The sequence below is a fragment of the Aeromonas sp. QDB39 genome, assembly GCF_027707585.1.
Lineage (GTDB): Bacteria > Pseudomonadota > Gammaproteobacteria > Enterobacterales > Aeromonadaceae > Aeromonas > Aeromonas hydrophila.
In genome coordinates this window covers 1-16020 of record NZ_JAPCIV010000016.1, presented here as the reverse complement: position 1 = coordinate 16020, position 16020 = coordinate 1, and the positions used below count along the sequence as shown (strand labels likewise).

The 16020-nt window shown below is 57.8% G+C and carries 21 protein-coding genes and 1 pseudogene; 3 read left to right on the top strand and 19 right to left on the bottom strand.

All coding sequences use genetic code 11. From position 1 onward, the window contains the following. Positions 1–69: 69 nt before the first annotated feature. Positions 70–729 carry a molecular chaperone TorD gene (gene torD / locus PG899_RS11145; RefSeq protein WP_024945044.1) on the top strand — a complete coding sequence of 220 codons (660 nt, stop codon included), beginning with the start codon at positions 70–72 and terminating at the stop codon, positions 727–729. A 33-nt stretch (positions 730–762) separates the two neighbouring features. On the opposite strand, the pseudogene PG899_RS11140 reads toward torD, so the two are convergent. From PG899_RS11140 to PG899_RS11080, 13 genes and pseudogenes are all read right to left on the bottom strand, one after another. Next, positions 763–1140 (bottom strand): annotated as a pseudogene (locus PG899_RS11140) (type IV toxin-antitoxin system YeeU family antitoxin). A 189-nt stretch (positions 1141–1329) separates the two neighbouring features. Next, positions 1330–1650 (bottom strand): hypothetical protein, encoded by a 321-nt coding sequence (locus tag PG899_RS11135; RefSeq protein ID WP_115600526.1) that lies wholly within the window; start codon positions 1648–1650, stop codon positions 1330–1332. 1 nt (position 1651) lies between these two features. Continuing rightward, entirely contained in the window at positions 1652–2194 is a 543-nt protein-coding gene (locus tag PG899_RS11130) for a hypothetical protein (RefSeq protein ID WP_016351418.1), read from the bottom strand. Between the two features lie 79 nt (positions 2195–2273). Next, positions 2274–2636: a hypothetical protein gene (locus PG899_RS11125; protein ID WP_016351417.1), complete on the bottom strand. Its 363-nt coding sequence runs from the start codon at positions 2634–2636 to the stop codon at positions 2274–2276. Next, entirely contained in the window at positions 2633–2848 is a 216-nt protein-coding gene (locus PG899_RS11120; protein ID WP_016351416.1) for a hypothetical protein, read from the bottom strand. Before PG899_RS11120 ends, PG899_RS11125 begins: the two co-directional genes overlap by 4 nt. Beyond that, a complete protein-coding gene (locus tag PG899_RS11115; RefSeq protein ID WP_016351415.1) occupies positions 2848–3354 on the bottom strand; it encodes a hypothetical protein in 507 nt (168 codons plus the stop codon). The genes PG899_RS11120 and PG899_RS11115 overlap by 1 nt, the downstream gene beginning before the upstream one ends. Before the next feature lie 110 nt (positions 3355–3464). Beyond that, positions 3465–4007: a hypothetical protein gene (locus PG899_RS11110; RefSeq protein WP_016351414.1), complete on the bottom strand. Its 543-nt coding sequence runs from the start codon at positions 4005–4007 to the stop codon at positions 3465–3467. Further along, entirely contained in the window at positions 4004–4501 is a 498-nt protein-coding gene (gene radC / locus PG899_RS11105; RefSeq protein WP_016351413.1) for a RadC family protein, read from the bottom strand. The genes PG899_RS11110 and radC overlap by 4 nt, the downstream gene beginning before the upstream one ends. 343 nt (positions 4502–4844) lie before the next feature. Continuing rightward, positions 4845–5273 carry a hypothetical protein gene (locus PG899_RS11100; protein WP_016351411.1) on the bottom strand — a complete coding sequence of 143 codons (429 nt, stop codon included), beginning with the start codon at positions 5271–5273 and terminating at the stop codon, positions 4845–4847. 10 nt (positions 5274–5283) lie between these two features. After that, positions 5284–5709, bottom strand: a complete 426-nt coding sequence (locus tag PG899_RS11095) for a DUF2787 family protein (protein ID WP_016351410.1) — start codon at positions 5707–5709, stop codon at positions 5284–5286. A 35-nt stretch (positions 5710–5744) separates the two neighbouring features. Further along, positions 5745–6308 carry a lecithin retinol acyltransferase family protein gene (locus tag PG899_RS11090; protein WP_103828456.1) on the bottom strand — a complete coding sequence of 188 codons (564 nt, stop codon included), beginning with the start codon at positions 6306–6308 and terminating at the stop codon, positions 5745–5747. Positions 6309–6392: 84 nt separating this feature from the next. Next, positions 6393–7079 (bottom strand): hypothetical protein, encoded by a 687-nt coding sequence (locus tag PG899_RS11085; protein WP_016351408.1) that lies wholly within the window; start codon positions 7077–7079, stop codon positions 6393–6395. A gap of 17 nt (positions 7080–7096) precedes the next feature. After that, positions 7097–7462, bottom strand: coding sequence for a hypothetical protein (locus PG899_RS11080; RefSeq protein WP_016351407.1), 366 nt, complete (start codon positions 7460–7462; stop codon positions 7097–7099). A gap of 271 nt (positions 7463–7733) precedes the next feature. On the opposite strand from PG899_RS11080, the gene PG899_RS11075 reads away from it, so the two are divergent. Both PG899_RS11075 and PG899_RS11070 read left to right on the top strand, forming a co-directional pair. Further along, complete coding sequence (locus tag PG899_RS11075) at positions 7734–8078, top strand: helix-turn-helix domain-containing protein (protein ID WP_016351406.1); 345 nt, start codon at positions 7734–7736, stop codon at positions 8076–8078. Positions 8079–8426: 348 nt separating this feature from the next. After that, positions 8427–9338, top strand: a complete 912-nt coding sequence (locus PG899_RS11070; RefSeq protein WP_016351405.1) for a LysR substrate-binding domain-containing protein — start codon at positions 8427–8429, stop codon at positions 9336–9338. A gap of 56 nt (positions 9339–9394) precedes the next feature. On the opposite strand, the gene PG899_RS11065 is transcribed toward PG899_RS11070, so the two are convergent. The 6 genes from PG899_RS11065 to PG899_RS11040 all read right to left on the bottom strand — a co-directional run bounded on the left by PG899_RS11065 (position 9395) and on the right by PG899_RS11040 (position 15801). After that, positions 9395–10639, bottom strand: coding sequence for a cytosine permease (locus tag PG899_RS11065; RefSeq protein ID WP_016351404.1), 1245 nt, complete (start codon positions 10637–10639; stop codon positions 9395–9397). Positions 10640–10654: 15 nt separating this feature from the next. After that, on the bottom strand, positions 10655–11050 hold the full coding sequence (locus PG899_RS11060; protein WP_016351403.1) for an allophanate hydrolase-related protein: 396 nt from the start codon (positions 11048–11050) through the stop codon (positions 10655–10657). A 63-nt stretch (positions 11051–11113) separates the two neighbouring features. Beyond that, the gene (locus tag PG899_RS11055; protein ID WP_016351402.1) at positions 11114–12070 is read right to left on the bottom strand and encodes a carbamate kinase; all 957 of its coding nucleotides are present in this window, start codon (positions 12068–12070) and stop codon (positions 11114–11116) included. 2 nt (positions 12071–12072) lie between these two features. Beyond that, positions 12073–13485 carry a DUF1116 domain-containing protein gene (locus PG899_RS11050; protein ID WP_016351401.1) on the bottom strand — a complete coding sequence of 471 codons (1413 nt, stop codon included), beginning with the start codon at positions 13483–13485 and terminating at the stop codon, positions 12073–12075. Between the two features lie 8 nt (positions 13486–13493). Continuing rightward, a complete protein-coding gene (fdrA, locus tag PG899_RS11045) occupies positions 13494–15041 on the bottom strand; it encodes an acyl-CoA synthetase FdrA (protein ID WP_016351400.1) in 1548 nt (515 codons plus the stop codon). A gap of 94 nt (positions 15042–15135) precedes the next feature. Beyond that, entirely contained in the window at positions 15136–15801 is a 666-nt protein-coding gene (locus PG899_RS11040) for a cysteine hydrolase family protein (protein ID WP_016351399.1), read from the bottom strand. Positions 15802–16020 lie beyond the last annotated feature (219 nt).

The following is a 16020-nucleotide window of genomic DNA, read 5'->3' as shown; positions in this document are numbered from 1 at the left end:
TTTCTTTATTTTTAACGTCGTTAGAATCGGGAGCCTCTATGGCTCCTGATTGCCATCCACGGAGGAAAAATGCAGGAATTTATGGCTACCAGCGAACGCCGGGCCGAACTCTACTGGTGGTTCTCCACCCTGTTCGCCGCCGAGCTCAGTGATGAGCAGATCGCCGAATATGACACCTATGATGTACGAAGCTTCCTGAAAAGCCTCTCCACCCAGGATCCAATGCGCGAAGCCGTGGCCGAACTCAACGACGCCATCGCGCGCCTGCTGGTGCGCCCGGATCGCCAGCTGGAACTGGCCGCCGACTTCGCCGGCCTGTTTCTGGTGGATCCCAAACAGGGCGCCCTGCCCTACGAATCGCTCTACCGCGGCGAGGCCAAGTTGCTGATGCAGGCCCCGATGACCGAGATGCAAGCCCGCCTCGATCGCCTTGGTATCAATGTCAGCGATAAATACAAAGAGCCTGCGGATCATCTGGCCATCGAGCTGGATCTGATGGGCAATCTCATCATCCGCGCGGCGGAAGCCAAGAGCGCGGCCGAGCGGGAACGCTGGCTCGACGAGCAGGAAGCGCTGCTGCACGGCCACCTGCTGGGGTGGTTCGACAAGTTCGAAAGCGCCTGTCGCGCTGCCGACCAGTTTGGCTTTTATGGCGCCAGTGCACACTTGCTTGGATTGTTTCTCAAAATGGATACCAATTACTTGGATGAGCTCAAATATGTGTATTAATGCCATGAATGGATGAGAACAATTGAAATAATATTACTCAATAGAGCCAATTACGATATAGAGGTAACTATGGCTGCAGAAGGTATCAGCTTCACAGGGGACCCCATCATGCTTGATTGTGATGCATTGCTGACGTTGGGCGTCCAGTTCACCGGCCAGTAACTTGGTCTCCAGTTGTTTGATAATGACTGCAAAGGCATTGTCGAGCCTATCTATATTTCCTTTAGTCTATTTGCCGATCAGACTGGTTCGCTCGGATAAAAAATCGAATCGGTAGCGGCTCTGTATCAGACGATCGCCAAAGCGTGGTGAGATCTCATGCGGCAGACCCCAGCTGATGCTGGAAGGCAGTGTGAAAGCTTGGATCTCAGGAATGTGAATGTGTGTGGCAGGACATGTGGGATGGGGCATGGCCATAGGTTGAGCAGATGCAGCCTGTTATGCTCGGGGGCATCGCGATGCACCTCGAGCCTGTTGATAAGGCAGGTTGTGTTCGGTGACCCCAATGATGCAAAGGGCCAGCCTATGAGGGCTGGCCCTTTATGCTGTTTGGGGATAAACGAGACGGAGGGGTGTCAACGAGCGATGTCAGTCGTCTCATTAATAACCGCTAGCCATTGAGCCGGTCCAGCAAGAGCAGTGAGCCGTACTGGGCCACCAATCAGTCTGGGCGCAGGCCGTTCTGCTGGGCTTATTTTCAGGTATTTCGTAACGCGCTGTGAGCCAGCCACCGAGCAGGGCGATGCGGTGGCCGCTCGGGATGTGGGTGAGCGACGTCCCTATGCCCCTCCCGTGAATCAGGAAGGGCACGGCCTGGCCGCCGATGTCGATATCCATGCGTTGCCCCTTGAGCTCGAAGGTAGTGTGTTCCCCGGTTTGCGGATGTTTGCCGGGCACCTTGATAGTGATGTTCTTTGCCATCTCACACCTCCGGTTTGGCTTCAAAGTGGTGGGTCACAACGCCTACGTCCGGGTCGATACTGATAAACGCAGGGGCTTGCTGGTAGTACTGGTAGAGCCGCGCCAGTTCAGAGCGAAACGCCTCGACGTTCGGTGCTATCACATGGCAGGTATCCCCTTCGGCGTAGGTAAAGGTTTCGAGCTTCTCTGTGTGAATCCAGATGCCGAAATACCATGCATCTTCCTCGGTGTCGTATTGCTGCCAGCCCTGGGCCAGTAGTGTTCGGTCGTAGTAGTAGCGGTCTGCCTGATGGCTCCCTCGGTCGATGCGGCAACCCGTCACGGTGAGTTCAAACGGGATACAGCCCGCCTTGCGGGCCTTCTTGACCCGGTGCAGTAGCTTGAGGGCTTTGGCTCTGCTACGGCCATTACCTAGCGAGTGTGGTTGTGTGGCCCGCAATGCCAAGTGGGTCATTATCTTCGGGGCGGTGTTGTGGTTGAGCTGACCGATGGCAGCAGTGATCTGCCGAGCGGACAGGGTGTTGTAATCACGTAAGTCATGCATGGTGGGGTTTCCTTAAAATGCAAACAGCCCCTCGGAGTGAGGGGTTGTATGGGGTCTTGTTTGTGCTGGTGGCCGTGGCTCAGGTGTGACTACTCCAATCCGGCTTGTCATTACTACCGTGGTTGACGTAGGCCCCGACAATTACCCGTTGCCACTCACCGACCGGCTGACCCGCTGCATTACAGGAGCAGCGAAAGCGTGCGAAGTTAATCTCTCGTGGCAGGTGCTCACGCATATCCCGTGGGCTGACAAAGAGCGTGGTCTTGTGCAACACCGGGTTGGGCGCCACCAGCGGGCCTGCAATACGCCGCCCCTCCACATCGTGGGCATAGGCAAAGCCCGGCAGCATCAACTGCTGACTGATGAGCTTGGCGAGTCCTGAATGGGCACACATGGCCTCCGCTACGGCGGCTTGGCTAAAGCTGTCGTTGAACTCAATCATTGTTGTTTCTCCATTTCAGCTGGTGAACGGTAGGCCGCTGCAAGCAGCGCAAACTGTTCGACCAGATAACTGATATTGATGCCCAGTTCATCGCTCACCGCATCTCCCAGACGATGATGCAGGTGTGCCATGTCATCGGCGATGCGCTGAGCCAGGTGGGCGCTTGAGTTCGATAGTGAGCTTGTCACCGTCAGGGTGATGGAGAGAACCATTACATCTCTCCCCAGGGTGCTTGCTCCCACAGTGACAGCCGGGTCAGCACGTCTTGCGCCAGCGCCTGCTGCAACTGCTGTATTACTTTTACAAGCCGGGGAGCCTGCTCGGTGCTCCCACTCCATTCGCTCGATTGGTACAGGGTGCAGCAGGTGAATTTGTACAGCGCCACCAGCTCGCTATCGGTGAGCGATTCCTGGTGGTAATGATGGGCAGGTTTAAGCGGACTCAGCTTGTTTGAACGGTGCTGGCGCGGTTCCTTGCGTTCCTGCTGACGTCCTAGCTGATAGCGATGCCAGACCGCCCGCCGATTGGCGAGCATCATCAGTCGCACTAACCGGTCAACCCGCCACGTCCAGGTACTGGTCGTGCCTGCTGGCGGCAGCCACCAGAAGGATCGCAGCAACTCAAGGGTGTAGTGCGGTGGCATGGGAGCATTGCAAAAGCGGTGCAACTGTACGGCAAAGGCCAGGTAATCCTGGCGGTCGATCATGAAGGCAGACATGGTAATAGCTCCTTGAAATGCAAAAGGCCACCTGCAGTGAGGTGGCCCTTTAGGTGATATCGGGATATCCGGATTGTGGCGCTGATGATCCAGGTTTGGGGATGCTGGCGTTATTCGTGCACCAGTACTGCGCTTGGGTGAGCCACATCGAACAGGATGGCGTAGAATGCACAATCAATGCCATTGACGGCATCGTGGTGCGGGAAATAGGGCGGTGTGTCTCGGGATCGCTCGAAGTAGTCGCCAAAGTAACTGAGGCAGTCACGGATCTCGATGGTGGATCCCCGCGGCAAGGTCTCTTCAAACTGCTTGGCATAAACCTCGTCGTCACAGGCCTTGGTGACGGCCTTCTCCAGCAATGTCAACGCCTCCTCGTTGCTGGCGGCTGCCAGGCTATGACGCAGTTTGCCTAGGGTTTCCTCCAGAGAATAGGGATTGGGTAATCGCATGGTGTTTGTCTCTTCTTGGCGCAGCTGATGGAGCTGTGCATCAATGGCCTCGATACAGTCAGCCTGGGTGAGCCGGTAGCAATTGGGCTGATGAGCCACGATGGTGGGTTCTGCTTGCATCTCGACGTTGTCTGTCAACCAACAGCGCAACTCGATGAGGATATCGAGGGCGGTGAGGTGTGATTTCGCTGAAGTAAGGTTCATAGCAGACCTCGCTCGACCAGCGAGACGACTCCCTCGGCACCGACCACCAGATGGTCAAGCAATCGTACATCGACCAGCGCCAAGGCCTCTTTGAGGGCTTGGGTGAAGACCCGGTCTGAGTGACTGGGCTCCGGGTCACCGCTGGGGTGATTGTGGACTGCGATGATGGCCCCGCAATTGAGTCGCAGGGCACGCTTGACCACTTCCCGTGGGTAGATGCTGGTACTGTCCAAGGTGCCACGAAACAGCTCCTCAAAAGCCAGTATGCGATACTGGGAGTCAAGGAACAGTGCGCCAAACACTTCGTGCTCCCGGTCCTGCAGCAGGGTTTGCAGCCGCTTGGCGGCCTCGGTGGTGTTGGTGATGGCGGTGCCTTTGGCCAGTCGCTTGCGAGCAATCTGGTTGGCGATACGCAGCAGGTCTTGCTCGGTCACCGGCTCGGTGACGACATAAGTGCCGGGGCATTCCCCAGCTTTGAGTTTGTGGTAACGCATGGTGGTCTCCAGAAAAAGAAAAACCCCGGCAGCGCGAGGCATCCCGGGGCTAAATGCAAAGAGGTTGTTGGTTCACTTTGAAGGTAGTTCAGTTGGCCTGGGTGGTGACGCCTTCCCTAGCGGTGGGTTCCTGCTTCATCGGTATCAGCGATGCCGGGGACCTGCACGGTGAGGGGGCTGCGAGCGCAACGCTCAGCCGTTCCGCCAGTTGGTAGGCGGTACCGATGGCGTCGTAGTCAGCGACCCAGGTGGCCAAGGCCAGCCCGCTGGTTTCCACTGCACGCAGGTGCCTTGTACGGTTAGGCCACTGTCACGCACCACCTGCGTCTCGCCATCTTCCAGCTCAACGGCTATCGGTTGTTTGGGCATCGTGCGCCTCCTCTTGGGGTAAGGGGTCACTCTCCACGCGATAACCGTGATGAATGCAGGTGCGCTGCAGGTTGCTCAAAAAGCTCCCCAATACACGGGGCTGGTCAGAGAGCGGGACTGGACCTGCCTGACAGCGCCAGAAACAGCGACGCTGAGGGTCCACACAGATTTCATCTATAGGCTGGCTCATGGTGTGCCAGTCCTCGGCATTGGTGAGGGATAACAGTTGCCACTGCACGCCAGACCAGCACAGATGCAGTGTGACGGTGCGGGCATTTGGACTACCAGGGGTGAGGTGCAGCAACCAGCGCTCGCCTTGGCGAGTTGGTTGCAGCTTGGCTTTGGCGGCGACCAGCCCTAGCCACTGGCATGAGTAGTAGGAGAGCGGCAGTTTGTTAGTCATTACACACCTCCTAATCTCCGCTGACCGTGACGGTGAAATACCCCAACTGGGCGTAGCTAATGAAATTGCGCTGCCACAGGGTAAACAGTTCCCGTGCTTCCACGCCGGGCAGTGGTCCCCAGCCCTGCAGATAGTGCTTGTCGCAAGAGAAGTTGAAGTCGAGTTCCTTGCAGAGCTCGGCATCCTGGCCCAGCCTCTGATAACTGAAGTCAGTGATGTAATCGAAGACCCAGCCGTGCAACCCCCGGATCAGTCGCAGCTCTAACGGATGGATGCCACCTGTTTCGGCACTGTAGCCGGGGCTGCGAAAGTTAAAAGTCAGTGTCGAGAGGTGGGTGAGGTCGAGCCGTTGTTCCCGCACGACGCTGCGCAGCAAGTCAGACAGTTCGGGAGAAATCGGCAGGGCCATCCCTGCCAGGTGAAATGGCATGGTCATCATGGTGTGTCCTTTCGTATCGAATGTGAGAACCGTTAATCCCTGAGCCAGCGCCAGACGCGGTAGAGGCCGTAGGTGGCTGCCAAGGGGGCCGCCAGCGAGGTGGCTGAGCTTCCCAGCAACGTACCTACTGCAGCGGTCACAGCGGTAGTTGCTGACGGGGTCAGTACCGTGTTGGTGGCCATGCCAGGCAGGGCCGTAAGGGTAGGCTGCCGAGCCACAGTGCGAAGTGCCTGATGTGCGATACACCCCGTGGCAATGAGTTGGTTTATCTGCTTGCTGTAGTGAAAGCCCTCGATGCACCAAAGCACAAAGTGCTCGCAGTTGTTAAAGAGTGTGCTGTAGTGTGCCTCTCCTAGGCGGGAGTAAGCACGGTCGATACTCTCCTCCCGGTTGAAGGCTCGTGCGCTATGGTGCTGGATGCGATAGCCCCGCCCTTGGCTAAACTCGGCAAGCGTGGTGATAGCTATCTGACCGGAATGTATACCGGCACTGACCCCCTGGTAGTGGATGACCTGATGGCCCCCTAGATAGAGACCGTGGTGCTGGTAACCTGTGCGGAGTGAAACGAGGTGGTCCCCCGGTTGTGGTAATGACATGAACAGTTCCTTAAATAAAATGCGGCATAAAACAGAGGGCACCTTCGGGTGCCCTGATGGTGGTGAATGTGTGGAGGCTGGTGGTCAGGACTGCTTGCGCAGCGTCAAGCTGTTGGTATCCCATACCCAGCGCTGACGAGGATTGCCGGGCAGGTCGAGGGTGAAACCGTTGGGGGCGGGGGTCAGCTTGCCTTCATCACTACAGGTACCAAAGGGCTGTGAAAGCATGGTCAACACACCCGTCTGGGCGACAGCCAACTGATAGAGCACCGGGCATGCCACTCCGCCACTGTGTAGCTCAAACAAGACCGCCTGCCCGTTGGCCAGCGGCAATCGGTGCGTGAGCTTGATGGCGTCATATTCATCGGTGCGCAGCAGCACGTCATCCCCATACCGGATGACGATACTGTCCTCGTCATTTTTCACGATGGTAAATGACGTGGTACTTGATGCAACTGACGCAGGTGCAAAGGAGGGCTCGAAGTAACGACTGCCATCTGAATAGGTCAGCATAAAACCGTTCAGTGAAACCGGCTGGCTGACCCTGGGTATGAGCCTTGGCTCATCTTCATCCAGCGGCATCAGCATGATTCGTTCCCCTTTCGAGGTCTCTATCCAAAACTGCATGCTGGCGAAATTGAGGGTACCATCAACGTTGGCCGGTACCCGTTTAGTGACCGTTGGCACAGTGAACTGGGGCGCAGCCCAGGCCGGTAAGGCAAACAGCGATAACCATGTGCACCACAGGGCCAGTTTGATGTTTTCTGTCATGTCACTCTCCAGACGACTTATTCAATGGTGTAAGAGGCATTGCCCAGATTGGTGAAAAGGGTGACCTCTCTCAATCGGCACGGCTCGGTCATGACCAGCCGCCAGCTTTCGGTGTAATTGAGCTTGAACGGGAAATGGGTCCCCCCAAGCTGACCACCGATGTCATTGCGCAGCATCACCCGGCATTTACTCTTGCCGCCATTAATCAGCACCTTCTGAATAGTGACTTGATCGTTGAGCGAGGTGACGACTATCTGAGGTCGCCCGATAGCGGTGTATTCCACTTCCAGACTGAATTCTGGGCTATTAGCGGATGCTGTATCGCAAGCGCTCAGTGATAGGCCACAAGCCAGCAGTAAGGGATAAAACAGTGTGCGATTCATGATCTCTCCTTAATAAAAATGGCAAACGGATGCCTGACCGACGAGGCGAGCCTGTCGGGCTAATGGGTGTAAACGTAATGGGTTAATGGTGGTGAGGGCTGATAGCCAAATGCCACCAAGGGGATAGATTGAGGTTAGGTCGTGTTGAACTCCTTTCGATGTTGGGGTGACTATTCCAGTGAATTAGATCTAATAGGGTGATCCTCATCGCAAAGGGTCCTTAATGTCAATGAAAGTCCATAGTCAACTATCAGGGTTGACTGGAGGACTTATGACAAGCATCAACTCTGAAGAGCTGGCCAAGAGCGTGGGCAAAGCGATTGGACGCCAACGCCAGCTGGCAGGACTGACTCAGGAGCAAGTGGCAGAGCACTTAAAGATAGGTATGGAAGCCGTCTCCCGGATGGAGCGAGGTCTCGTGGTGCCGACCGTCGTGCGGCTCGCTGAGCTGGCTCAGCTGTTTGGCTGTGAGCTCGCAGACTTCCTGCGTGAGACCAGCAACCGCCCTACCGAACAAGGCATTGTGCTCAGCCAACAGTTGGCCAAACTCGATACAGCTGACAGAGCGCTGGTGCTGGAGGTGGTTGATAAGCTGGTGGCGCGACTGGCGCCTTAATGACTCACAGTGCGCATCGATGACAGACCGATGGGATACCAGGACCGATAACTTGGGAGGCCGCAATGGTGCTCCCAAGCGGACTTACGGCGATCTTTGCTTGGTGTCTCCTGATGATATCTATCTGAGTTACTTTTCAATCGCACTGATAGCAGACTAATCAGGTCTATTAATGCGGCAGTTGGAACTATAGCCGTGATGAAGCCAATGATTAATTGCGTTGGTACCGCTCAAGAAGGCAAGTGGCAACATGGTTAATCAAGTATTTTGAATCCCCCCCAGTATTCATTGTCCCGTTGCGAAGTGAGGGAGATGTTACAATGCATCCCCAAAAAGGAGCTGTACTTCATGGTAATCACTGCCGACGCGATCAAAGTTGTTATTGTCATTGCCCGCTGTGGCAGCTTTGCCGCCGCCTCCCAAGAACTGCACAAGGTACCGAGCGCGCTCAGTTACACCCTGCACAAACTTGAAGACTCTCTCGGTGTCAGTCTGTTCGAACGTCAGGGAAAGCAGTTGGTGCTTACGGAGGCAGGCTACCACTTTATCAAACGTGGTGAGTTGATCTTGGGAGAACTTAACAGTCTTGAAGACTCGACTCGCCTGATTGCCATGGGAGTTGAGCCCTCGATCCGCCTCTCTTTTAACAACATCCTCTCGCTGGCGCCGCTCACCCCCTTGCTGCATGAATGCGAGCGGCTTTTCCCCCAAACTGAAATTCAGCTCGCCATTGATGTTCACGATGGGGTGTGGGATGCCCTGTTGGGCAAACGTGCCGATATTGCTGTAGGTGCGCCCAACCAGGTGATTGCCAATAGTGAAATAGGTGCAGAACCGATGGGAATGGTGGAGTGGGTCTTTGCTGTGAGCCCGAGTCATCCGGTGGCCAATTTGCCCCAGCCCCTGACGGATCGCAACCTGCGTCGTTATCCGGCAATTTGCATTCGAGATACCTCAGTCCAGCTCAAACCCCAAGAGGCTTGGCTACTGCGTGGCCAGAAAGCGCTGCAGGTGCCCGATTTTCATAGCAAGCTCACTCTGCAATCAGAAGGGGTTGGTATTGGTTTTGTGCCGCGTCATTTTGGCCAGCCGTTGATTGATGATGGTCGCCTGCAGGTGATGACGGTGGAATCTCCGAAGCAATCCACGCCTCTGTTCCTGGCCTGGCAGCGTCAGCACACGCGCCCCTGTTTTAGCTGGTGGTTACAGCAATTACGCGATCCGGCCTTGCTGCAAGGCTTGCTTGGGCCACTTGGCTAGTGCCGATCTGTTCATAAAAAAGGCCGCAGATGCGGCCTTTTGACTATATGCGGAACTCAGCTTGTCCGCTTGCTGACCATGAGGGCCGGACGGCGGCTCAGGGCCAGGTAACCCAGACTGGCGACCAGTATGGAGTCCAGCGACGGGATCATGGTCAGTGTGATGACGCTGTTGGCGGTCAAAAAGCCGACTAGCGAGCCGAGGATCCAGACTACAAAGGTGATCCATTTGATCGCCGGCTCTTGGGCCAGCAGTCGCTCGTCATACCCCTGGCTGCGATAGCGCAGGAAGTCGGCGATGTAGATGCCGGCCACCGGCGGTGTTGCGATACCCAAGAAGAGCAGGAAAGGGATAAACCAGCTCATAATGTCCATGCTTCCAACCAGCGTTGCCAGCACGCCCAGAGCGATGGATATCTGCCATTTGGGGATACGCTCAAGCAGGGTTGAGACGACCAGTGTGCCCTGGAACATATTGCCGGCGTTACCGGTGACGCAGGCAAAGATCAGCAGTAGGGCCGCAGGCAGCGCTGCCCCGAGCGGCGCCATCGCACCCAGCATGGAACCTTGCCCGGTGATGTTGCTCGGGGTAGCCCCGGCCCAGAACAGGAGCGGGTAGGCAACCATAAAGGTGAGTGCTGCGGCGATCAGGGCATGCTTGCGGTTATGTACGAAGCTGCCGAAATCGGGCAGGGTCGCCACCAACACTATGATGGTGCCTACCACACTCGACACTGCGACACCGGTCTCCATACCGCTCAGGGCCGAGGTCAGCGGTGCAGGCGGGGTATCGAGTACCACGCTGAGGATATAGCAGAGCATCAGTGCAATCACAGGCACGGCCAACTGAGCCACCTTGCCAAGCACGGCAAAACCGAAAGCAGTCGATACGGTGAAGATCACACATCCCATCGCGACCAGCAGAGGAGCCGGGACCGACAGGCCCTGCTGGGCGAGCAGATCTTGTACCGAATGTCCAAACATGTTGGCGGTGACCGAGATCCAACCAAACAGGCTGATGGCCATCAGAATGTTGATGGCAATGGCGCCCTTATTGCCAAAAGAAAATTTGACTATGCCATAGGTTGGTAGTCGGGCCTTTTCTCCCACGCTGATGGTGATGGCGGAGAGGATGGCCAGGATAGCGCCCCCCAACGCCACAACACTTATCAGCTGCCCCTCCAGCAACTGGTTACCCAAGCTGGATGATGAGAGTAGCACTGGGGTCATCGCGATACCCAGCAGGATCATGGTGATATGCAGGCCGGATGCCGTTCCCGGGCTCGTTTCGGTTTTGCGCATGATGCTCTCCTTTGCTTAGTTGATGTGGTGGTGACCTGTGTAATTACGCCAGCCGCCGGTTTCGGTGATCTCCCGTTCGCCCTCAACTAGCCAAGGCTCAGCCAGCACGCCCAGCACTTCCTGACCATCTTTGAGGGTGACTTTGCCAATCGAGAGGCCCGCCGGCTCTTTTTGCAGGATGTTGCCAAGCCCTGCGGGCGGTACGGCCCAAAGCTCCAGTGCAATCTCGGCACCTTCACCAGGGAAGCGGATCATGCCGGGGTGGCGATCGCCGATGCTCCAGCAGCGGTAATCCGCGGTGGTGGTTGACTCGGCGACAAACTCGGCGTCGACGGCCAGCATGTTGGGATTCAGTTCAAAGCCGCGCATCAGCGTGCCGTTGACTGCGAGCAGAACCTTGTTGTCAGACATGAGTACTCCTTAAATAACGTGGTGATGTGTTTCTTGCAGCGGGGCACCCAGCCCCGCTTGTCATCAGTGACCCAGAAAACGGGTTCCGGCGAGGCCAAGCACAGCCTTGCCCATGGAAGGCGGATTAGTGATAAGACCCACTCCATCAGGACATCCCTTGAGGTACCTCAACATGGCTTCTACTTTGGGGCCCATGCTGCCGGCACCGAAGTGGCCGTCGGCTAGCAGTTGAGTTGCCTCTGCAAGGTTCAGGGTCTCGAGCCAGCGTTGTTCTGGTGTTTCGAAATGGATGGCGACCTGTTCGACACCGGTCGGAATTAACAGCATGTCGGCTTGCAGCTCGATCGCGAGCAGGGCTGAGGCGCGATCTTTGTCGATGACCGCTTGTGCGGCCTGCAGGGAACCGTCTTTTTCCCTAACCACAGGAATGCCGCCACCGCCACAGGCAATGACAAGCGCATCCTGCTCGAGTAGGACTCGTATGGTGGGAGTTTCAACGATGCCAAGTGGTGCTGGGGAGGCGACCACTCGTCGCCAGCCGCGCCCGGCATCTTCGGCAATCTGCCACCCCTGCTCTGCGGCTAGCTGCTCGGCGATCGGCTGACTCATGTGCGCACCGATGGGTTTGTCGGGATGAGTAAAGGCCGGGTCGCAGCGATCGATCAGGGTCTGGGTGACCAGCGTGATGACCTTGGTGTCTGCCAGTCCGCGGCGCCGCAACTCGTTACCGAGGGCGTTTTGGAACATAAAACCAATAGCGCCCTGGGTATCGCCAACGGCGTACTCGAGCGGCACGGTCGGCACTTGCGCACTGGCCAGCTCGCTTCGGCGCAGGATAAAGCCCACCTGTGGTCCATTGCCGTGGGTCAACACCACCTGCCAGCCCGCAGCAATCAGGTCCGCCACATGGCGTGCTGTTTCGACTACCGCATCGTATTGCTGGTCGAGTGATACTTCGTCACTGCTTCGGATCAGGGCATTGCCGCCAACAGCAACGACTGCAAGTTTCTTCTTCTGCATGCTTATTCCTCCAGATTGCCGGCGATGGCCGAGAGAGCGCTGACAAAGCAGGCGAGCGGGGCTGTGGTGATCCCTGCACCAATCTGGCCAACGCCAGCCTGCTTGTGAGCGATGCCGGTGTTGATGACAGGCAGGATGTTGCGATCCACGACCTTGCGGGCATCGATACAGGTTGCTGAACCGGAAAAGTTGAGTGCCGGCAGGGTAAAGGCTGGATGCTGGGTCAGCGTGATCTGCTGCATCGCCATGCTGTGACCGATGGCATCAGCCGGGATACCGCCGACAAACTTGACGATGGCAGGTGAAGCGGCCATGGCGAACCCGCCGATCCCTGCCGTTTCGGTAATGGCGGAATCGCCGAGGTCGGCGGCCGCGTCATCGACACCGTAGCCGGGGAAGAAGAGGCCGTTTACCGGGTTGGCCGGAGCCTGGAACCAGCGATCGCCAGTGCCGGAGAGGCGGATGCCGAAGTTGACGCCGTTACGGGCCATCACGGTCACCATGGTGCTGTGAGGCACGCCGTGCGCCGCATCGAGCATCACCTTGCAGGCGGCCATCGAGAGGTTGAGGAAGAAGTGATCGTTGGCAGCGATGAACTCCAGCACCTCTGGTCCACGATCAAGTCTGGCAAGGGTCGGAGCAAGGCGCTTGAACAGCAGGCCGCTGGCTGCCGCATTACGGTTATGGCACTCGTCCCCCATATGCAAGGCTTGGGCGATTAGAGGCTTGAGTTCAATTTCGCCGCATTGCTCGAGTGCAGCGGCCAGGGTCGGGGCCAGTACGTCCCCCATCCAGCGCAGGCGGTTCAGCACCTCATCACTGTTGGCTCCAAAGCGCAGGACCTTGCCGAGCCCTTCGTTGAAGTTGCAAAACGCACGGTTGCCGTGGGCACGATTCTCTACCACCCAGACGGGCATAGAAGGACTGATGATGCCGGACATGGGGCCGACGGCCTGATAGTGGTGGCAGGGCTCGAGTGCGATATCGCCCCGTGCGGCCATGTCCATGGCGCTGTCGGCATCCCTGGCCCAGCCTTCGAACACAATGGCACCTGCGATGGCGCCCTGCATCGGGCCGCACATGTCACTCCAGTCGATGGGAGGGCCAGCGTGCAGGATGCGGCGTTTGCCATTCAGGGCTGATATTTCTCGGCTGGCGACGCTCACGCCGATCAGGGTGGGTTGGGCTTCGAGGTAGCGTTGCATTGCCTGCTCGTTGGCAGCCTGAATGCGCGGATCTTCCAGTAGGGTGGCCAGCGTCCAGTTGGCGGCATCATCTCCTTCGGCGACCGGTTGCCAGGCCAGATGCAGCACTTGACCGCCGGCATCGGTCAGGTTGTCGGAAAAGCTCTGCAGGCCCAGACCCAGTACCCGGAGCGGTTGTTGAAACAGGGGGTTGGCGGATTGAATGATCATCTTGGTTCTCACTTCAGTTGCAGGGCCAGTCGGGCGGCAAGCTGGGCGGCTTGCATGTTGCTTTGGGCGATCAGCACGCCCCCCTCGCGCAGACGATCGATCTGCTGCTGGCGCGGTTGGGGATCGAGCTCAGTGCCGCAGACGTGGGCGATAGCGATGAATTGGCGTCCAGCCTGCCCGGCCTTATGGCGTGCATGCGCCAGCGTGGTGAGTAGTTCGCCAGTGGGATCGAGGCTCGCGCCATAGCCCAGTACCACATCAAAGAGCAAGATGGCGGTAGTGGGATCGGCGGCCTCCTGCAACAGACGTGCGTTGCGCAGGGTTGGGTCGATCATGGGGTGAGGGCGGCCTTGGGTGAACTCGTCATCACCCATGTCCACCAAGCTGTGGCCATAACCACGGGTGGGATCTTGCAGCACAGAGGCACCTTTAACCGGCGCGTTGGATTCACACTCGAGACCGGCAGCGATGAGGGCAAGTTGTGCTTCGTAGCAGAAGGTGCCGCCGGCAAAGATGCCGCGAATATCCCGCTGACCTTGCGTCATTGCGCCGAGGGTACTTTGCGCCTGTTCAAGAGCCACATCATCGAGGCAGGCAGAGGGGGGCAGTACCTCACCATGCAGGGTGGCCACGGCCATATCGGCCGCATGTTGCAGGCTGGTGGCGGGGAGGACGCCTTGTTCTGCCAGGGCGGTACAGTCGGCACCAAGGAAATGCACCACCACCGGCTTGCCGCACTCACGGGCCAGGGTCAGCACCTGTTGGCTCACGGCTTCTGAGGGCGGCTTGGATATCAGGACGATAAGGCGGGTGCCGGGATCGGCGGCCAGTATCCGGATCGCCTGTTGCATGCTCAGGCCGCCGATCTCTTCATGCAGGTCGCGCCCTCCGGTGCCGAGTGCCTGGGAGACTCCTTCGCCTAGATGATGAATGCGACAGCTCACCTCTTGCAGGCCTGTGCCGGATGCCGCTACCAGGCCAATGGTGCCGCGGCGTACCACATTGGCAAACCCCAGCGGCATGCCATTAACGATGGCGGTGCCGCAGTCGGGACCCATCACTAGCAAGTCGCGCTGCGCGGCGAACGCCTTGATGGCGAGCTCTTGTGCTTCGGGCACGTTGTCGGAAAACAGCATGACGTTCATGCCAAGGTGCAGTGCCTTGAGTGCTTCGGCGGCAGCGTAACGACCGGGTACCGAGATGAGGGCGAGGTTGGCGTCGTTGTCACGCTCCTTGCCCATGGCCAGAGCGGTGGCAGGCCGCTGGCCGACAGCTCCAGGGGTGTCGTCAACCGGTGCAGGGCGCAGCAGTTCGTCGGCCAGTGCCAGCGCCTGTTCGCCAACGGCCTCATCGGCCAGCAGGGCGATCAGCAGATCGCTGGGTTTGGCCGCAACAGTGATCGCCATTCCTGCATCGCGCATCCGATCGAGGTTGGCATCGGTTGCCATAGCGACGGAGGCCTGACGCACGCCCTCCAGTCCACTCAGACGGGAGGAGACCTGCATCAGCGAGACAGAGTCCTTGTAGAGATTTGAATAGATTTTGTAGTGCAACATGTCAGCGTTTCCGTAGTAAACGGGTGCAGAAGGCCCTGACCCGGTCACGGGCCTTCTGTCAGTCAATAGAAGGTGGGGCGATAGGCCCCGGGGGTCAGTCTTTTAGGGCTGCGACCAGTTGTTCTGCGTCGCTAACCCAGCCGACGATGGCGCCTTGGGCCTGGATCATCTCGAGGGTGATCCTGTGGAATTCGGGGAAGTAGGACGCGCAGCAATCTGCCGGGATCACCAACTCATAGCCACGGTCGTTGGCTTCACGGGCGGTGGTCTGCACACAGACCTCGGTGGTGACGCCGCAGATGATGAGGGAGCGAATGCCGCGGGCTTGCAAGATCAGGTGCAGGTCGGTGGAGTAAAACGCCCCCTTGCCCGGCTTGTCGATCACCGGTTCGCCAGCGATGGGGTAGAGCTCGGGGATAATGTCGTGGCCCGCTTCACCTTGCACCAGGATGCGACCCATGGCGCCTGGCTCCCCGATGAAACGCTTGCCGCCACGGACCAGCTTGGCAGGCAGACAGTCGGTCAGATCTGGACGATGACCTTCACGTGTGTGGATGACCAACATGCCTTTGGCTCGAGCCGCATCCAGTACTTTGCGGCAGGGCTCGATAGCCCGGCGCACGAGGGAAACATCGTTACCGAGGGCATGACCAAATCCATTTGGTTCGACGAAATCACGCTGCATGTCGATCACGATGAGGGCTGTGGTGGCCGGGTCGAAGGTGAAATCGAAGGGCTGTGCACTGATACGCTTGTTCATGGTGTTCTCCTACGAGGTGGATGATTCATGGCCAGTCTATGGAGGGGGTTGAGGGGGTGCGCAGAAAGAAATTGAGCCCAACCGACAAAAGATTTGAAGGATGGTAATTAACGCTGGTGGCACAATGGCTAAGGGTCCGGTCTGGATTTGACCCCATAGATCCAGACACTTTTTCCCGCTTAGGGTTGTGATACCCGACTGCGCAGAAATTCCCGTGGT